Here is a 19953-nt window from a genome sequence, read left to right on the forward strand (position 1 = left end):
ATGAAGAATAGACCATATGCTTTGTATGAACTTCCACAAATTGATGATTTAAAAGATATGATATTGCAAAAGAAAAAAGCAAATCCAGATAAGATAGCATTTTCCTTTTCTAAAGGCAAAAATATTGTTTCAAAAACATATGCAGATGTTTTTGATGACGTGTGTTCACTTGGTACATGGTTGTGTTCAAAGGATTTTCATAGAAAACATATTGCTGTTATTGGAGAAAATTCATATGAATGGCTTGTAGCTTTCTTTGCTATTACATGTGGTGGTAATGTGGCAGTTCCAATTGATAAGGAACTGCCGGAAAATGAAATCGCAAGATTACTGGATAAAGCGGATGTGGAGGTTATTTTTTACTCAAAATCATATCGTGAACCAGTTTCAAATGCAGTAGAGATATTAAAAAAACAGATTAGTATATATTGTATGTCAGATATGCAGGAATATATTGATATAGGAAAAGAGGAGCTTAGATTAGGGGAAAATTCATTTTTAGAATACAAAATCGACAGAAAACAGTTATGCTGCATTATGTTTACCTCTGGTACTTCTGGAAGCAGTAAGGGAGTTATGTTAAGCCATGAAAATATTGCAGAAGATATTAATAGCAGTTGTAAATTATTTGTTTTGAAAGGAAATACCATAGCGGTGTTACCGTTTCATCATGCATTCGGATTAATAGTTGCAGTTTTTATGGTATTCAATTATGGATATACAGTATATATCAACAGAAGTTTGAAAACAATTCAGAGAGATTTGCAGATGGCAAAGCCACAGACAATGTTTCTGGTTCCCTTATTTGTAGAAACATTTCATAAACAAATATGGATGAATGCTAAAAAAGATGGGAAAGAGAAGTTGCTTCATAGAATGATAAAAATTAGTGATTTTCTACTAAAATGCGGAATTGATGTGAGAAAGAAAATATTTACATCTGTTAGAAATGCGTTTGGTGGAGAGACGGAGTATATCATATGTGGAGGAGCTTTACTTGGCACACATTATATAGAGGAATTTCGCAGTTTTGGAATTGAAATACTTAATGGATATGGGACGACAGAGTGTTCACCTTGTGCGGCAGTTAATAGAAATTTTTATCATAAAGATGGAACTGTAGGTATTGCAGTACCTGACATAGATGTGAAAATTAGTGATTCTGGTGAAGTGTTGGTAAAAGGATCAATAGTTATGCAAGGATATTACAAAGATGACAGAGCAACTAAAGAAGTTATTAATAATGGCTGGTATAAAACAGGTGACTTAGGGTATTTGGATGATGAAGGTTTCCTTACGCTTACAGGTAGGTGCAAGAATTTAATAATTCTTAGCAATGGAGAAAATGTATCACCGGAAGAGCTGGAAGCAGATTTCCTGAAATATGAAGAGGTACAGGAAGTACTTGTATATGAGGAAAATGGAATCATAATTACAGAAATTTATCCGGACGAGGAATATCGAAAGAAGATTGGTGAAGAAAACTTGCAAGAGTATTTTGATAAAATCTGCAAAGAAATAAATAGTAAGCGACCATTATATAAACAGGTTGGAAAAGTAAGACTAAGAGATTCTGAGTTTGAGAAGAATACAAGTAAAAAAATATTGAGATACAATAGAAAGGAAGATACAAAATGATAGAAAAAGTAATAGATATATTGGTTAATTTTACAACGCTTGAAAAGAATATGATTACAGAAAAATCGAGTCTTGTAACGGATTTGGGATTGAGCTCTTTGGATGTTATTAATGTCGTAGTAGCATTTGAAGATGAATTTGATATAGAAATACCAGACCAGAAAATAAAGGAATTAGTGACGGTGGGTGATATTGTGGAATATCTTGAGAAAAATATATAAGACATGTTTATTTCGTCAGAAAGAAGTAGTAATAGAAGTTTTTACTATAAAATATGATTAGAATATCAAAATATATTGTTTAAATAAGTAAAAAGTGGAGCCAATACATGAGACTCCACTGGCTACTGACATCGCAAGTTTTCGTAGCACAACTACTGTTAATAATATACTGTTAAAATTTTATTGTACCAAACGGTATTTTAATTGCGGCATAAGAGTATGTCTAAAATGTTTATAAATATTATACTGTATAATGAACGTATGTTCTGTAACTTTTTGCCCCTTGAAAATCAGATGAACTTTATCATATGCAAATATATATATCCTGCAAGAGGTGTGGACAATATAAATACACATTGAAACCAATAAATTTTTATGGTAAAATAAAAGCAAATGGGAAAATTTATTAATAATAAAGAATTCACGTAAACAGGAGGTTTAAGATACAATGGAGCAGTATAAGCAGGAATTTATAGATTTTATGGTTGATTGCCATGTTTTAAAATTTGGCGATTTTACATTAAAGAGCGGAAGAAAATCCCCATTTTTTATGAATGCGGGAGCATATGTTACAGGAACACAGCTTATGAAGCTTGGTGAATACTATGCAAAGGCAATTCATGAGACATATGGTGATGATTTTGATGTGCTTTTCGGACCTGCATACAAAGGAATTCCAATCAGTGTTGTAACAGCAGTTGCATATGCAAAACTTTATGGAAAAGAAGTGCGTTATTGCTCTGACCGTAAAGAAGAAAAAGACCATGGAGCTGATAAGGGGGGCTTCCTCGGAAGCAAGCTGCAGGATGGCGACAGAGTCATTATGATAGAAGATGTTACAACATCAGGAAAGTCAATGGAAGAGACAGTTCCTAAGGTTCGTGGTGCAGCAGATGTAACAATTATCGGACTTATGGTTTCTCTTAACCGTATGGAAGTAGGACTTGGCGGCAAAGTAAGTGCACTTGATGAAATCAAAGAAAGATACGGATTTGAGACAAGTGCTATTGTAAGCATGGCGGATGTAGTTGAGCATCTTTATAACAAGCCTTGCAATGGTGAAATTGTTATTAATGATGACATCAAAGCTGCAATAGACAAATATTATGAAGAGTACGGAGTAAAATAAGCAGGATTTTGCTTCGCAAAACAAGGAGGCAAATCCTCTCCTCACCAAAGGGTTCGGATTTTGCTCCGCAAAACAAGGAGGAGTGTTATGGACGAAAAGTTATATAAAAAAGTAAAAGGAATAGGAGCATCAAATCTTGCATTTGGAATTATCACACTTGTGTTTGGTATTACAGCAGGAGTTATGCTTATAGTTAACGGTGCAAGACTTCTTGCACACAAATCCGACAGCCTTATATAAAGAGGTCTGCATGAAAAACAGAAAAATAAAAAGTATTTTTAAATGGAGTGCATTTTTAATCTATATTGTGGCACTTATTTATTTTGTGTTTTTTGCAGAGATGCTTGGAAGGGCAGATGTACCTGTTAATTACAGGTACAATCTTGTACCGTTTAAGGAAATAAAAAGATTTATCATATATTACAGACAAATAGGGATTAATGCGGTTGTTCTCAATCTAGCAGGAAATGTAGTGGCATTTATGCCATTTGGATTTTTTCTGCCGCTTGTTTCAGAACATAAGATAAAGTTTTTCAAGGTTTTTATAACTGCATTTTCTCTTAGTCTGTCAATAGAACTTATCCAGCTTATATCGAAGGTTGGCAGCTGTGATGTTGACGACCTTATACTTAATACGCTTGGTGGTCTTCTGGGGTATTGGTGTTTCTGCATATATAAAAATATGAATAGAGCATACAAAAAAAGTAAAGAACAGGGAAAAAGGTAAAAGAATGAAATTATTTAATAAATACAAATTTTCCGATAAGAGCCAGACACTTGGCGGTACAATTTCAACCGTAATGGGGGTCGCTGCATTAAGCTGCCTGCTTTACGGTGTTTTTGTAGCATTTAAAAAGAGCGGTGAAGCCGGACTTGAAGTGGGAAGTCTTGGACTTATGGCTCTTATGCTGTCAGTAATTGGGACAGTAATCGGATTATTAAGTTTTAAAGAATATGATAAATTTTATACATTATCAAAAATCGGTTCAATGTTATGCGGTATCATAGCGGTATTTATGATGGCAGTATTTGTCATGGGTCTTGGTTTTTAAAGTAAATGCATTAAGGAGGCAGTAAAAGTTGTTTGACGATAATCTCATCGAACGTTTTGAATTGGCATCTGAAAGAATTAAAGAGATAAAAACAGCAGGCGGTGCGTGCAGTGATGGCAGATTCAGCGATTATTTCTGCAAAATGTCGGAGTTTATTATTTCGATGACGGAACTTTTTGGCAAAGTTAAAAATAATGAATTTGAAGATTATACATTTAATCAGCTTTCAGAGTTTAATAAATCATTATATGAAGATATACTTGAAAAAAATTATGACAAAAGCTATGCAAATCCTGTTTATGCCGTAAAGGTGATGGGACTTGAATATGGCAGGATGCTGTCATTTCTTTATGTTGAATTAAGAGGAATGATTGCATATGCATATGAATTAAGAATTGCAGAGATGACAGTGCTTATGGAGCTTTTTGTTGAGATTTACTGTTCATTTGAATCAGAGACACCTGACAGCACATCGCTAAGAGATATAATATACTGGTATGTAAGTGATTACAGTGATGATTTTGTTGAGTACAGAGTCCGTGAGCAGATAGATACTTCACTGTCATTTGCAACGGATATTATAATGAATGAAAATCTTGATGACATAAGATATCTCTATAAATTTGGCGAATATATCACAGATAATGAAATTATGACTGCAACATATCTTAACAGTCTTCCTGACGAAAAGATTAGTGCGATGGCACATACATTTACAGAGGGATACCGCAAAGGTTTTGAGCTTACTGGCAAAGACATAAGCAGGAAGAAAACAGTTAATATAAGATACTGTCTGGGATTTGAGCGTCTTGTGCGTGAGGAAATTAAGCAGTTTGAAGAAATTGGGCTTAAAACAACAATATACCGTGCCGCAGTTAATACAATAAACAAGCGTATGCATATAAAAATAGGATATTATGGAACAAGTCCGAATAAACAGATGGAATATGATCATAGGTTTGATAACGGAATATATCTGGATGCTGCATTTATAGAAAGAAAGCTTGGTGCATTAAAGTTTGCCTATGAGAAAAATAAAGAGAAAGCATCAGTATTCGGCGGTCCTGCTGTTATGGAAGTTTTCGGGGAAGAGCCGTTTGAACCTGAAAACAGGACGGAGTGTATGACACTTGATGATAAACAGCGTGCATTATCAGTAAAATATGACAGGGAATCTTCAGAGATAGTCAATAATTATATAAAAGGAGAGGAACGCAGTTTTACAATAATTGCATATCCGATTCCTGAAATAGGAAATGATTACGAAAAAATATTTGATGAGACTGTTAAAATAAATACACTTGACTATGATGTGTATTGTAAAATCCAGAAAAATATTATTGATGCACTCGATAAGGCTGATTATGTAGAAGTTAAAGGCATGAATGGCAATAAGACAGATATATGTGTCAATCTTATGAAAAAGACGAACGCTGAAAAGCAGACAGTATTTGAAAACTGCCTTGCTGATGTAAATATACCGCTTGGAGAAGTGTTTACCTCACCAGTGCTTGCAAAAACAAATGGCGTAATCAATGTAAGTGAAGTGTATCTTAATGATTTAAAATTTAAAAATCTTTCAGTTACATTAAAAGACGGAATGGTCGCAGATTATACATGTGATAATTTTGCTGACGAAGAAAAAAACAGGGAGTTTTTTAAGGAAAATGTATTGTATAACCATGAGACACTGCCAATAGGCGAGTTCGCAATTGGAACAAATACAACAGCATATGTAATGGCAAACAAATATGATATTGTATATAAGCTTCCGATTCTTATAGTAGAGAAGATGGGGCCGCATTTTGCACTTGGTGATACATGTTATTCAAGGGCTGAAGATATAAAGGTTTACAATCCTGACGGAAAAGAAATTATTTCAAAAGAAAATGAGATTTCATCATTAAGAAAAACACAGCCGGAAAAAGCGTATTTTAACTGCCATACTGATATAACAATCCCTTATGAGGAAATTGGAAGCATAACAGCGGTTGAAATTGACGGCAAAAGAACCGATATAATCAGAAACGGAAGATTTGTACTTGAAGGATGTGAAGAATTGAATCGTCCGTTTGAAAAATAAAACTGTAGTTTTATAATAAGTGATTAAGCAAAAAGTTGCGTTTATATTAATAGAGAGTTATAATATAACAATAAAATATAAATCCAATGGGGTGATTTTATGAGAATTCAAGATTTTTGTGACATGAAGAAATTTGAAGAAATTATGAGTAATTGGGCGAAAAGCACAGGACTTGCGACGGTTGCAGTCGGAGATGACGGCAAGTATATAAGTGAGTGTTATAATTTTACTGACTTTTGTATTAAACTCACAAGAGGAAGCAATGAAGGACGTAGAAGATGTGAAAAGTGTGACCGCGAAGGAAAAGGCGTATATCCGTGTCATGCAGGTCTTATTGATTTTGGTATTCCGATTACACTTGATGACGGAACTGTACTTGGAAGCGTAATAGGCGGACAGGTTCTCCCGGAACATCCGGATGAGGATAAGTTCAGAAAAGTCGCTGATGAAATCGGCGTTGACCAGGACAAGTACATTGAGGCACTTGGAAAAGTTAATGTAAAGACAAGAGAAGAGATTGAAGCGGCAGCTAACCTTCTCGGTGATGTAATTAACATGTATGTGAGAGCCTGTTATTCATCAGCACGCAGTGAGAGAATACTTGATAATCTGAAGAATGGTATCAAAGAGGCTGCAGAACAGATTGAAGTTGCCAATGATAATACGAAACAGATAGAGTCATTTGGACATAAACAGAAGATACTTGCCCTTAATGCAAGTATAGAGGCTGCAAGAGCAGGCGAAGCAGGTAAGGGATTTGCTGTAGTTGCAGAGGAAGTACAGAAACTTGCACAGGGTATGTCTGTAGTAAGTGTTAATATCAGAAAAGCTCTTGATGAGGTTACACAGACGATTAATAAACTTAATCAGTGATAAGTACATAAGTACAATATGTTTTAATAATAATCAGTTAAACTTATAATCGGATGGAGAACAATGGCTGGAAAGATTAGTAAAGACAAGAAAAAATATATTATAGCCGGTATTTCGGGAATTTTAGTAATTATATTGATATTAACGGCATATAGTATTAATAGTGCAAAAAATGATAAAAAACCGACAACAGATGTAAGCGTTGAAGATTCTGACAAAAAAGTTAAAAGTCAATCATCTGCATCATCAGATGGAGGACGTGTTGCATCTACGGTAGAGATTGAATTTGAAGACAGTGCAGTTCTTGTCGGAACAAGATTTAAAGTGACAGCCATTGTTACACCATCAGATACAGATAAAGCATTACTTTGGAGCAGTAGTGATGATTCTGTTTTTTCAGTTGATGAAAATGGAATTGTAACAGTAAAAGGCACGGGTAATGCAGTTCTTACGGCAACTGTGGGAACAGTATCGGATGCGGTTGTTATCGAAGGAATAACAGACGCTGCCACAGGCTCATCAGAAAATCTTCCTGTATTCATAGCTGATTCATATGATTCTTCATATACTGTGTCAGGTTCATCCGGTAACAGGACAGGCACACAGGCAACAGGCAGCGGTTCATCTTCATATCAGGGCAGTTCAGAAAATGGCAGCAGCTATCAGGGAACTTCAGGTACATCAGGTGGACAGACGGCTTCTGGCGGACAAAATTCAGGCTCTGACTATACGGATTCATCAGGAAATGCATGGTCAGATAATTCTGGCAGTAATAATTCAGGCAATCAGAATCAGGACAACGGAGGTAATAATAATTCAGGCAGTCAGGATTCAGGTAATACAGATAACGGCTCATCAGGTGGACAGACAAGCAGCACAATAGGTGAGAGTCTTCCGGCACTTGGTTTTAACCATATGATGAGTAATGTATACGTTTATGAAGAAGGAAACAACTATTACGGCGAGGTAATAACCCAGCCTAATGTTGCAATTATATATATTATGCAGAGAAGTTCGGGATTTGATAATGTTATAAATCAGGTACTTCAAAGACTTGTTCCGGGAGGAGCATCGCAAATCTGGAACAACTATTCTACAGCAACAACAGATAAAACATTTACAATAAATGACAGAAAAATAAGAATAGTAATGCCTAAGGGCGGCGGCCATTCGCAAATTGTAATATACAATTAGCTGGTGGTGTGTTATAATGTCGAAAGTAAAACCAAAAATCACAGAAATGTGAGTATGGAGGTATTTGGTGTTAAACGAAAATAAAATAAAAATGATGACAAAAATGGCAATATATGAAAAAAATCAGGGCAGGCAGATGTTAAAGAATGCCAGATATTATAAAGGCGATTATATTGCATTAAGCGTATTGAAAAGTACAATAGCAACGACATTTGCATATATAATAGTTTTTTTAATGTATATATTGTGTGATGTCGAAAAACTTGTCGCAGATATTAACAGTCTTGATTATGCAGCCATGGGAAAGAAGATGGCTTTATATTATGTAATTATGCTTGTTGTGTTCGCTGTTATTTCTGGTGCAGTCAGTGCATATAAGTACGACCGTTCACGCAGTGGAATGAAGAAATATTTTTCAAGACTTAACAAACTTGAAAGATTCTATAACGGACAAAAAAACAGAAAGTAACGGAGGACCCATGATGACTTTTTTATTGGAGTTAAAGGATAATATCAACAAATTTTACAATAAACATAATGTATATCTTGTCCCTGCACTTAAATTTGTAGTGGCATTTATATCATTTCTGCTTCTTAATGTGCAGATAGGATATATGACAGTATTAAAAAATCCTCTTATTGCACTTGCTGTGTCAATAATATGTGCATTTCTCCCAAGCGGATTTACAGTTGTTGCACTTTCAATATTTATGCTTGCACACCTGTATGCCATATCAGCAGAATTTGCGGTAATTTCATTATGTATTGTACTTGTTATGTATCTTCTCTATTTCAGATTTGCACCTAAACAGGGATACATTCTCATATTCACAGTTATTTTATGCTGGTGTAAGATTCCGGAAGCAATTCCTGTTGCGGTAGCTCTTGGAGCCGGACTTACATCATTCATACCTGTTTCGTTTGGCGTTATTATATATTATATAATCAAGACAGCAAGTGCTTATGAAACAGCAATAACTAATTCATCTGTGGCAGACAGCATGCAGCAGATATCTTATATTGTAGAAAGTTTTTTCAATAACAAAAGCTGTCTTATTTTTGTAATTGCATTTACAGTTGCAATAATCATTACGTATATAATTAAGAGACTTTCAGTTGACAATGCATGGACATATGCAATTGCAGTTGGTACAGTTTCAGAATTTATAATATTGATAGTTGGAAGCCTTGCATTAAATGCAAAGATTAATATTGTATTTATGATCATAGGTATTATTATTGGAGCAGTTGCTGCATATATCTGTAAGATTGTATTTTTTAGTGTTGATTATAAGAGAACTGAATATGTGCAGTATGAAGATGATGAATACTATTATTATGTAAAAGCAGTTCCAAAAATCAGCCTCGTTAATGAAAATGTCAAAGTTAAGCAGATTAATGCAAGAAAGACAAGAAAAACAAGTGATTTAAGTGATATAAGAAGAGCAGCAGATAAGAATGCAGCTACATTGGAAACTGATGATGACGATATAACATTTTATGATAAATAATATTTAACAGAATAATAAAAGCGAAGGGAGTGAAGATATGACAGCGGTTAATAATTTTATACAAAATTATTTGTCTAACCTGTATATACCCCGTATTACATGGACAGATATAATAGAGATTTTTATTATAGCATTTGTTCTGTACAGCTTTCTTGTATGGATTAAGAATACAAAAGCATGGGCGTTATTAAAGGGTATTATAATTGTCGTACTTTTCGCTCTTTTTGCATATATTCTTAATCTCAGAACGATTCTGTGGATAGCAGGAAAGACAATAAGTGTTGGTATTATAGCACTTGTAATTATATTCCAGCCTGAATTAAGGCGTGCTCTGGAACAGCTGGGAAGAAAAAAACTTGTGCTTAATTTCTTTAATTTTGGCGACAGTCATGAAAAAGATGAAAGATATAGCTCAAAGACAGCAGATGAGATTGTCCGTGCTGCATATGAAATGGGAGCAGTAAAGACAGGTGCTCTTATTGTTATAGAACAGGATATGATGCTTGATGAATATGTAAGAACGGGCATAAATGTTGACGGAATTGTGACGAGCCAGCTTCTTATAAATATTTTTGAACATAATACACCGCTTCATGATGGTGCTGTTATTATTAGAGGAAACAGGGTTGTGGCGGCAACATGTTATCTTCCGCTTTCTGATAATGTTAATCTTAGTAAAGAGCTTGGAACAAGACACAGGGCTGGAGTCGGAATAAGTGAAGTGACAGACAGCATGACAATTATTGTCTCAGAAGAAACAGGTGCTGTATCAGTAGCTGTCGGAGGAGAACTTATAAGAGATATAGATGAACATTCACTGCGTAACAAACTGGAATATTTAAGAAAGAGGACAATAGATGTAAAGTCTTTCAAAATATGGAGAGGAAGAATAAAGAATGAAGGAAAAAATATTTAACAACTTTTCTCTTAAAATCCTTTCAGTGTTATGTGCAATCGTTTTGTGGGCTGTTATAGTCAATATATATGACCCGACAACGAGTGTTACAATAAGTAATGTGAATGTAGAACTTATCAATGCACAAAGTCTTACTGATAAGGATTATACCTATGAAGTTGTGGACGGAAGCAAAATATCAGTATATCTTAGCGGACCTAAAAGTGTAATTACTGACATTAAGTCAAGTGATATAGTTGCAACTGCAGATTTGAGTAAAATATCATCATTTGCCGATTATGTTGACATTGATGTAAAAGTAGTAAAAGATGGCAAAGAAGTTACAGGAATTGAAGTTACACCAAGAACAACGGCCGTAAAGCTTGATATTGAGAACAGGCTTACAAAGGAATATACAATTGAGACAGATACTGAAGGAATGCCTGCAGACGGATATGTGCTTACATCAGTAAGTGTTACACCTACAACTGTAAAAGTTACAGGACCGTCATCAATTGTAGAAAATATTGACAAAGTTAAGGCTGTGTGTGATATTAGTGGTGCATATTCCAATGTTAACAGTACAGCTAAGCTTACGGCATATGCGGCAGATGGAAGCCAGATAAATGAGGAAGTTTTTTCATTTTCAAAAAGCGATGTAGATTATACAGCACTGATAAGTGCCCATAAGATAGTTAATGTGAGATGTGCAGGTACAACCGGAACAGTTAAAGACGGATATATGATTATGGGAATTGAACTTAGCACAGATAAGGCTGAACTTATCGGTGATGCTAATACACTTAACAACATTTCTGAGATAGTTATACCTGAGAGTGCAATTAATGTTGATAATATTGATTCGTCAAGAAACTATACGGTATGGCTTTCTGACTATATAAGTCAGGATTTAAAAGTAAAATCTGAAAACAAGCTAAATATTAAAGTTAAAGTGGCTGATTTAAACAGCCGCGAGTTTTCATTTGACACATCGAAGATTACATTTAATAATATAAAGACAGGATATCATGTTACAATAGATGATGATTCTGTTATGTCAATAGTCATAAGCGGTGAGGGCAGTGTTCTTGATTCGATTTCAGGAGATAATATAAAAGGAACAACAAACCTTACGGCTTTATCGGCGGGAAGACATACTGTTTTTGTTAACTTTACAGTACCGGATGGTTGTAAAGTTGTAGGAGAATATAAGATACAGGTTCTTATAGAAGCAGACAAACAGCAGGAAACAACATCTGCTGCTTCAAATTAATGCGGTATATGTATACAGGAGGTTGAAAAATGTTAAAGCAGACTATATTAGTAGACAGTCCTTTGGGAATTCATCTGCGTCCGGCTACAGCAATGTGTGATCAGGCGATTAAATATAAATCGAAGATTTCATTTAATTATGGCGATGGCAAAACTGCGAATGCAAAAAGCGTAATATCAATACTTGCTTCAAGTGTCAAATGTGGGCAGGAAATTGTGCTTGAAGCTGACGGCGAAGATGAAGAAGAAGCAATAAATGCTGTAGCACAGGCATTTAAAGAATCACTCAAAAATGATTAATAATAATTAAGAATGGAGGATAATAAAATGGGCTATATGGAAACTTATAAGTCTTGGTGCGATAATGAATATTTTGATGAGGCAACAAGAGATGAATTAAAATCTATAGCTGGTAATGAAGCGGAGATAGAAGATCGTTTTTATAAAGATCTTGAATTTGGTACAGGCGGTCTTAGAGGTGTAATTGGAAATGGTACAAACAGAATGAATGTTTATACTGTAAGAAAGGCAACACAGGGACTTGCTAATTTTATTATAAAGGATAATGCAGCAGACAGAGGTGTGGCTATTGCATACGATTCAAGAAGAATGTCAAAGGAATTTGCAGACGAAGCAGCACTCTGCCTTAATGCAAATGGTATCAAAGCATACATATTCCCTACATTAAGACCTACACCAGAGCTTTCATTTGCATTAAGAGAGCTTCATTGCATAGCTGGTATTGTTGTTACAGCAAGCCACAATCCTCCTGAATATAATGGATACAAAGTATATTGGGAAGATGGTGCACAGATTACAGCACCTAAGGATTCACAGATTATATCAGAAGTTAAAGCAGTTACAGATTATAATACAGTAAAGACAATGGATATTGATGCTGCAAGAGTTGCAGGTCTTTACAATGTAATCGGATATGATATGGATGATAATTACATGGCTGCACTTAAAAAGATGAGCCTTAATGGAGATATTATCAAGCAGGTTGCAGATGATATCAAGATTGTATACACTCCATTTAATGGTACAGGTAATGTGCCTGTAAGAAGAATTTTAAGGGAGCTTGGATTTAAGAATGTATACGTTGTTCCTGAACAGGAAAAACCTGATCCAAACTTTACAACACTTGAATATCCTAACCCTGAAGATCCTAAGGCTTTTACATATGCATTAAAGCTTGCAAAAGAAGTTGATGCAGATATTATTCTTGCAACAGACCCTGATGCAGACAGACTTGGTGTATATTCTAAAGATGTTAAGAGTGGTGAATACAAGTCATTTACAGGTAACATGTCAGGTATGCTTATTGCAGAATATCTTCTTTCACAGAGAAAAGAACGCGGTCTTATCCATAAAAATGGTGCATTTGTTAAGACTATTGTTTCAACAAATATGGCTGATGCAATTGCAAAAGAATACAATGTAAAGCTTATAGAGGTTCTTACAGGATTTAAGTTTATCGGTGAACAGATTAAATTCTTTGAACAGCAGCATACATATGAGTATGAATTTGGTTTTGAGGAAAGTTATGGCTGCCTTGTAGGTACACATGCAAGAGATAAAGATGCCGTAGTTGCTGTTATGGCACTTTGTGAAGCAGCTGCTTATTATAAGACAAAAGGTCTTACACTCTGGGATCAGATGATTAATATCTTTGAAAAATATGGATATTATAAAGAAGGCCAGAAGGCAATCACAATGAAAGGTGCTGAAGGTGCCGCTCATATTGCCAAGATGATGGATGATTTAAGAAATAACCCACCAAAGAAATTTGGCAGATGGGATGTTCTTGAGACAAGAGATTATAAGAATGATGAGTGCATAGTTCTTGCAACTGGTGAGAAACACAGCACAGGTCTTCCTAATTCTAATGTATTATATTATGATTTATCAGATAATGCATGGTGTTGTGCAAGACCTTCAGGTACAGAGCCTAAGATTAAGTTCTATATGGGCGTAAAAGGTTCAAGCCTTGAGGATGCTCAGAGCATGCTTGACGAACTTACAAAAGCAGTTATGGAAAAAATAGGACAGTAAAGTTCAGAAATTTTTAACAAGTAAAACACAATATGAACACATTTCGTTGTTAGTATACATATACAGACAAGGAAATGTGTTCTTCTTATATAATTACATGTATTATACAGAACATATTTTAAAGGAAGGAGTAAGGTAAAATGTACGATAATGATTTAGATAATAATAATACATCATCAGGTGTAACAGGAAGCGAATCACAGAATTCGCAGGAAAGTACAGAATATAGATATACGTCAGGAAGCATGCCATACAATGATAATTCATACAATTCATCATATAATAACAATGCATGGACTTCCAATAATGGCGGTTATTATTCAAATACTAACTATTCAAATACTACAGGCAACACTAATTATAATAAAAAGAAAAACAAGACAGACAAAAAAGGAATCGGAAAGAGAATTGCAGCAATTGCATTGTCAGCAGTTTTATTTGGTGTAATTGCCGGTGGTACAATGTATGGCGTCAACTATGCGGCTAATAAAATAAACCCTGTCAATAATAATTCTAATGTAGAAATACCAATAGTATCAAGCAGTGTATCATCAACATCAGGAACAGTTAACGATGAAAGTTCGGCATACGATGTAAAGATGGATGTTGCAGCAGTCGCTAATGCAGCAATGCCGGCAATGGTTGCATTACAGGGTACAACAACAGTTTCAGGCAACTCATCATCAATATTCGGATATGGACAGAGTTATGAGGCAACAACAAGTGGAACAGGTATAATTGTTGGTAAAAGTGATACAGAACTGCTTCTTCTTACAAATGCACATGTAATAGATGGTGTAAGCAACTTAAAGTGTACATTTGTGGATGGTGAATCAGTAAACTGTACAGTAAAAGGCTCTAAATCAGATAAAGATATTGCAGTAGTTGCAGTTAATCTCAGTGATATAAAGAGTTCAACAATCAATCAGATTTCAATTGCTGAACTTGGTGATTCTGATGATGTTACACTGGGTCAGGAGGTTGTAGCCATCGGTAATGCACTTGGTGAAGGCCAATCAGTAACAAATGGTATAATAAGTGCCATGAATCGTTCAATAACAGTTAATAATGTAACATTTGATGGCCTTTTCATGACAAATGCAGCAATTAACTCAGGAAACAGTGGCGGTGCATTACTTAATGCAGACGGACGTGTAATTGGTATTAACTTTGCAAAGACATCAGAAGATGGTGTTGAAGGCATGGCATATTCAATTCCTGTTTCAAATGTAAAAGACCTTATAAATTCACTTATGAACAGAGAGACAAGAACAAAGGTTGCTGATTCTGAAGCATCATATCTTGGCATTTCAGGCGTTGATATAACAAGTACAATTTCACAGTATTACAAGTATCCACAGGGAGTACAGATTCGTTCAGTTGCATCAGGTTCTGCAGCAGAAAAGGCTGGTCTTGGTCAGTATGATATAATTGTAAGCTTTGATGATGAGTCAATATCATCAATGTCAGAACTCCAGAATACAATGCAATATTATAAAGCTGGTGAAACAGTTACAATAAAATATTATCATCCTGAAGGCACTCAGTACGTATTAAAATCTGTAGATGTTACACTTGGAAAGAAAAACTGATAAAATACATCCGTCTACAGGAAATGGTTAAAAATCAAAAATAAAGAATAAAGAATAAGAAGGATACATCAACCGGCAGGCATATATGCGGTGCAGGGCATGTATCCTTCTTCTTTTAACTTTTATTTTAGAAAGATTTTATTGATATATATAGAAGCAAAATGTATACTTTATAATATACATAAGAAATCGGGAGGACAATATTATGCAGGATAATAAAGATAATAACAATGTTAATGATATAGATAATAAAAATGCAGATAATTCTACAGATACATCCACAACAGAAAAAAAGGATGAGTATGAAAAAGTATGTTATGTATGTCATCGTACAGAAAGCCGGGCAGGCAAGATGATAAATATGGGCAATAATATATACATATGCCCTGACTGTATGCAGCGTTCATTTGATGCTATTTATAACAGTGGTATTAATTATGATGATATGATGAAAAATATTCCCGGAATGGGCAATATTCCCGGAATGAATGGATTTATGTCTGGTGATATGAATGATAATATAAGCCAGAAACAGAAGATAAAAAAGAAGAATAATAAAGATGACAAAGATAAAAAAGAAGATATTGATTTAAAAAATATTCCGGCACCGCATGTGATAAAAGAGATGCTCGACCAGTATGTGGTAGGACAGGAACATGCCAAAAAAGTAATGTCTGTTGCTGTATACAATCACTATAAGAGAGTAGCATGCAAGGATACAGATGTTGAGATTGAAAAGTCAAACATGCTTATGATAGGACCGACAGGTTCAGGAAAGACTTATCTTGTAAAAACACTCGCAAAGCTTCTTTCAGTGCCGCTTGCCATTGCAGATGCTACATCACTTACAGAGGCAGGTTATATTGGTGATGATATAGAAAGTGTTGTTTCAAAACTTCTTGCGGCGGCAGATAATGATGTTGAGAGAGCAGAACATGGTATAATCTTTATCGATGAGATTGATAAGATAGCAAAGAAAAAAGAGACAAGAAGTCGTGATGTAAGCGGTGAATCAGTACAGCAGGGAATGCTCAAACTTCTCGAGGGAAGTGATATAGAAGTTCCTGTTGGAGCGACAAGCAAGAATGCGATGGTTCCACTCGTTACAGTCAATACAAAAAATATTTTATTCATTTGTGGAGGTGCATTCCCTGACCTTGAAGATATAATAAAAGAAAGACTCAATCATCAGGGGTCAATAGGATTTACTGCTGATTTGAAGGATAAGTACGATAATGACAGCAATCTCTGCCAGCAGGTAACAGTAGACGATTTAAGAAATTATGGCATGATTCCGGAATTCCTTGGCAGACTGCCTGTGGTATTTGCACTTGAAAGTCTTACAAAACCTATGCTTATTGAGATAATGAGAGAACCTAAAAATGCAATATTAAAGCAGTATGAGAAGCTTCTTGAACTTGATGAAGTCAAGCTTGAGTTTGATGATGCTGCACTTAATGCCATTGCAGATAAAGCTATGGAGAAAAAGACAGGTGCCAGAGCACTGCGTTCAATAATAGAAGATTATATGCTCGATATAATGTATGAAATACCTAAAGATAATAACATAGGAAAAGTTGTTATAACAGGAGATTATATATTAAAAAAGGGTGCCCCGGTTATACAGATGCGTGGATACGAAACACCGCTGATAGAATCACATGAATAATAACAGGGATATATGAATATAATAGATTAAATTATATATAGCGGCCGGATATATGGATATGACATGTGACGCACTTATTAAATCACAGGAAATTATGGATTTTATCATATATAACAATCCATGGTACTATAATTATAATCCGTCAGATAAAATAGAAAACGCATGCGTAATTGAAGTGGATGAGAACTTTTCAATTGGATATGGAAAGCTTTCAGGTGATATGAAAATGAGCATAAGCAATCTTGGATATCAGACAATACCTAAGCTATATGGAATAATGGATACATCAAGTATGGATGCGGCTGGTATTACGTCTTCGTTAAACCAGCCGTTTCTTAATGTCCGCGGACAGGGTGTAATTATGGGAATTGTTGATACCGGAATAGATTATACACATGAAGCATTCAAGAAAAGCCCAAATGTCAGCCGTATAGCTGTAATATGGGACCAGACGGGTGAGTGGAATAATACAGAAAGTCAAGAGAGCAGAAGCGATTATGTTAGCAGTGTATACAAATATGGGAGAGTGTTTACTAATGAAGAGATAAATGCAGCACTCAAAGCACAGTCTGACGGCGGGAATCCTTATGAATATGTTCCAGAAAAAGATACTGACGGTCATGGCACTTTTATAGCCGGTATTGCAGCAGGAAGCCAGACAGATGAATTCTGTGGAGCAGCACCGGAGTGTGAACTGGCAGTCGTTAAACTTAAAGAGGCAAAAGATTATCTTAAAGAATATTTTCTTGTAAACAGAGAGACAGCAGTATTTGAAGAGACAGATATAATGCTTGGTGTACGGTTTCTGCTTGATTATGCTGCTAAAAGGAAAATGCCGCTTGTGATATGCTTCGGACTTGGAACAGGAAGCGGTCCAAGAACAGGTGCAACGCCATTGGCAAGTATGCTTAGTTTGGTTGCAATAAGAACAAATGTAGTAGTTGTTTCTTGTATGGGTAATGAAGCTGCAGGAAGAACACATATATCAGGTGAGGCACTTTCATCTGTATCACCATATACAATAGAATTAAATGTAGGTAAAAAAGAAAAAGGATTTTCAATGGAAATATGGGCAAATACGCTCGATGTGCTGTCAGTTTCAGTAATATCTCCGTCGGGCGAGAGTGTGCCAAGATTATCTGCAAGAACAGGCATGACAAATGTGTTAAAGTTTATATTTGAAAATTCACAGGTAGAAGTAGATTACAGAGTGGTAGATACATTATCAGGATATGAAGTGATATTTTTCAGATTTATTAATCCGGCACAGGGTGTATGGAAAATTAATGTATACAGCCTTACAAATATAAAGGGGAGTTTTAATGGATGGCTTCCGATTAATAATTTCCTGCAGTCAGACACATTTTTTCTGAATTCTACGCCAGATACAACATTGACAGAACCAGCTGCAGAATCAAGAATTATAAGCATTGCATCATATAATCATCTGACAGGTGCTATAAGTATAGAGTCAGGCAGGGGATACAGTGCAGATAATGTTGTAAAACCTGAACTTGCAGCTCCTGGTGTTAATGTATATGGCCCACGCATCGGAGGAGGATACACATATAGAAGCGGAACCAGCATTGCGGCGGCACATGCTGCAGGAGCAGCAGCACTGTTACTTACATGGGGCGTATATTACGGCAATGCAAAATATCTTGGAACAAATGACGTGAAATATATTCTTATTCGTGGAGCAGTAAGGGATGAGAGTGTATCATCTTCCGGCAGTGAAGAGTTTCCAAATAACATATGGGGATATGGCAGACTTAATCTGATAAATTCGTTTCTGGAACTCCGTGTGACATAAAGCTGTTTACTAAATCTGCTAATTGTAATAATATAATAAATGAAAAGTTTTGCGATAAAGCGGGCTTACGATAAAAAATAAGAATGCGGAAATGGAGAGCATAATGGAAAAAAAATACAAAGCACTTGCACTTGACCTGGATGGAACTTTGATGGACAGTAATAAGGAATTATCAGATGTTAATAAAAAGGCTGTCTGGGAAGCGATTGATGTGGGTACGGCAGTTATTCTTGCATCAGGCAGGCCGATGTTTGGCGTACTTCCTGTTGCACGTATGCTTGAACTGGAGAAACGCGGAGGCTATGTGCTTGCATATAACGGTGGCAATATATTGGATTGTAAGACAGGAAAACTTGTATATGAAAGATATGTTCCTAAGCAGTGCATTGAGGATATATGCATTGCTGCAAGAGAGTGTGATGTTGCACCATTGACATATTACAAAGACAAAGTTATATCTGAGAGAGCGGATGATGAATATGTAATAAAAGAGGCATTTTGTAACAGTGCAAGCATAATGCAGGTTGACAACATACCTGAATTTGTAGATTATCCTGTTTCAAAAGTTCTTGTTGTAGGAGAACACAAAAAGCTTCTTCCTGTAAAAGAAAAGCTGGAGAATAAATATTCCGACATACTTGAATTGTTTTTCTCAGAAGATTATTTTCTTGAAGTTGTACCAAAGAATGTAGGAAAAGATGCATCACTTGCAGAGCTTCTTTCGCAGCTTGGGATTAAAAGAGAAGAGCTTATTGCCTGTGGCGATGGACTTAATGATATTTCAATGATAAAATATGCAGGATTAGGGATAGCAATGAAAAATGCATATGACGAAGTGAAAAATAATGCAGATATGGTAACAGATCTTAATAATGATGAAAATGCTGTGGCAGATGTTATCAACAGATTTATAATTAACGAGCAATAAATATGTCATTTAAAGATTATAAAAAAGA

General features: G+C 35.4%; 19 protein-coding genes and 1 pseudogene. All 20 read left to right on the forward strand.

Going from position 1 to position 19953, the window contains the following annotated elements; genetic code table 11:
* The 20 genes and pseudogenes from WMO38_RS03200 to WMO38_RS03290 all read left to right on the forward strand — a co-directional run bounded on the left by WMO38_RS03200 (position 1) and on the right by WMO38_RS03290 (position 19925).
* Complete coding sequence (locus tag WMO38_RS03200; RefSeq protein WP_349161420.1) at positions 1-1638, forward strand: AMP-binding protein; 1638 nt, start codon at positions 1-3, stop codon at positions 1636-1638.
* The gene (locus tag WMO38_RS03205) at positions 1635-1859 is read left to right on the forward strand and encodes an acyl carrier protein (protein WP_349161421.1); all 225 of its coding nucleotides are present in this window, start codon (positions 1635-1637) and stop codon (positions 1857-1859) included. The genes WMO38_RS03200 and WMO38_RS03205 overlap by 4 nt, the downstream gene beginning before the upstream one ends.
* 448 nt (positions 1860-2307) lie before the next feature.
* Positions 2308-2988: an orotate phosphoribosyltransferase gene (gene pyrE / locus WMO38_RS03210; protein WP_021866868.1), complete on the forward strand. Its 681-nt coding sequence runs from the start codon at positions 2308-2310 to the stop codon at positions 2986-2988.
* Positions 2989-3075: 87 nt separating this feature from the next.
* Entirely contained in the window at positions 3076-3228 is a 153-nt protein-coding gene (locus WMO38_RS03215; protein WP_349161423.1) for a hypothetical protein, read from the forward strand.
* Between the two features lie 10 nt (positions 3229-3238).
* On the forward strand, positions 3239-3715 hold the full coding sequence (locus tag WMO38_RS03220) for a VanZ family protein (protein WP_349161424.1): 477 nt from the start codon (positions 3239-3241) through the stop codon (positions 3713-3715).
* 4 nt (positions 3716-3719) lie between these two features.
* Positions 3720-4040, forward strand: coding sequence for a DUF6142 family protein (locus tag WMO38_RS03225; RefSeq protein ID WP_021866871.1), 321 nt, complete (start codon positions 3720-3722; stop codon positions 4038-4040).
* 28 nt (positions 4041-4068) lie between these two features.
* Entirely contained in the window at positions 4069-6123 is a 2055-nt protein-coding gene (locus WMO38_RS03230) for an aminopeptidase (protein ID WP_349161426.1), read from the forward strand.
* Between the two features lie 144 nt (positions 6124-6267).
* Positions 6268-6636: pseudogene (locus tag WMO38_RS15275) on the forward strand (PocR ligand-binding domain-containing protein); the annotation flags it as partial.
* A gap of 42 nt (positions 6637-6678) precedes the next feature.
* Complete coding sequence (locus WMO38_RS15280) at positions 6679-6996, forward strand: methyl-accepting chemotaxis protein (RefSeq protein WP_435390971.1); 318 nt, start codon at positions 6679-6681, stop codon at positions 6994-6996.
* Between the two features lie 63 nt (positions 6997-7059).
* Positions 7060-8190 carry an Ig-like domain-containing protein gene (locus WMO38_RS03240; RefSeq protein WP_349161428.1) on the forward strand — a complete coding sequence of 377 codons (1131 nt, stop codon included), beginning with the start codon at positions 7060-7062 and terminating at the stop codon, positions 8188-8190.
* A 67-nt stretch (positions 8191-8257) separates the two neighbouring features.
* Positions 8258-8659 carry a hypothetical protein gene (locus WMO38_RS03245; protein WP_349161429.1) on the forward strand — a complete coding sequence of 134 codons (402 nt, stop codon included), beginning with the start codon at positions 8258-8260 and terminating at the stop codon, positions 8657-8659.
* A 10-nt stretch (positions 8660-8669) separates the two neighbouring features.
* Positions 8670-9701, forward strand: coding sequence for a hypothetical protein (locus WMO38_RS03250; protein ID WP_349161430.1), 1032 nt, complete (start codon positions 8670-8672; stop codon positions 9699-9701).
* Between the two features lie 37 nt (positions 9702-9738).
* A complete protein-coding gene (gene cdaA / locus WMO38_RS03255) occupies positions 9739-10617 on the forward strand; it encodes a diadenylate cyclase CdaA (protein WP_021866877.1) in 879 nt (292 codons plus the stop codon).
* Complete coding sequence (locus WMO38_RS03260; protein WP_349161431.1) at positions 10598-11869, forward strand: CdaR family protein; 1272 nt, start codon at positions 10598-10600, stop codon at positions 11867-11869. Before cdaA ends, WMO38_RS03260 begins: the two co-directional genes overlap by 20 nt.
* Positions 11870-11898: 29 nt before the next feature.
* A complete protein-coding gene (locus WMO38_RS03265) occupies positions 11899-12168 on the forward strand; it encodes an HPr family phosphocarrier protein (protein ID WP_021866879.1) in 270 nt (89 codons plus the stop codon).
* Between the two features lie 27 nt (positions 12169-12195).
* Positions 12196-13923 carry a phospho-sugar mutase gene (locus WMO38_RS03270; RefSeq protein WP_021866880.1) on the forward strand — a complete coding sequence of 576 codons (1728 nt, stop codon included), beginning with the start codon at positions 12196-12198 and terminating at the stop codon, positions 13921-13923.
* A 140-nt stretch (positions 13924-14063) separates the two neighbouring features.
* On the forward strand, positions 14064-15515 hold the full coding sequence (locus tag WMO38_RS03275; protein ID WP_186835820.1) for a S1C family serine protease: 1452 nt from the start codon (positions 14064-14066) through the stop codon (positions 15513-15515).
* A 205-nt stretch (positions 15516-15720) separates the two neighbouring features.
* On the forward strand, positions 15721-17184 hold the full coding sequence (gene clpX / locus WMO38_RS03280; RefSeq protein ID WP_021866882.1) for an ATP-dependent Clp protease ATP-binding subunit ClpX: 1464 nt from the start codon (positions 15721-15723) through the stop codon (positions 17182-17184).
* Between the two features lie 52 nt (positions 17185-17236).
* Positions 17237-18997: a S8 family peptidase gene (locus WMO38_RS03285; protein WP_349161433.1), complete on the forward strand. Its 1761-nt coding sequence runs from the start codon at positions 17237-17239 to the stop codon at positions 18995-18997.
* A gap of 103 nt (positions 18998-19100) precedes the next feature.
* The gene (locus WMO38_RS03290; protein ID WP_021866884.1) at positions 19101-19925 is read left to right on the forward strand and encodes a Cof-type HAD-IIB family hydrolase; all 825 of its coding nucleotides are present in this window, start codon (positions 19101-19103) and stop codon (positions 19923-19925) included.
* The last annotated feature ends 28 nt before the right edge of the window (positions 19926-19953 follow it).

This window comes from Lachnospira hominis (ex Hitch et al. 2025) (assembly GCF_040096395.1).
Classification (GTDB): Bacteria; Bacillota; Clostridia; order Lachnospirales; family Lachnospiraceae; genus Lachnospira; species Lachnospira hominis.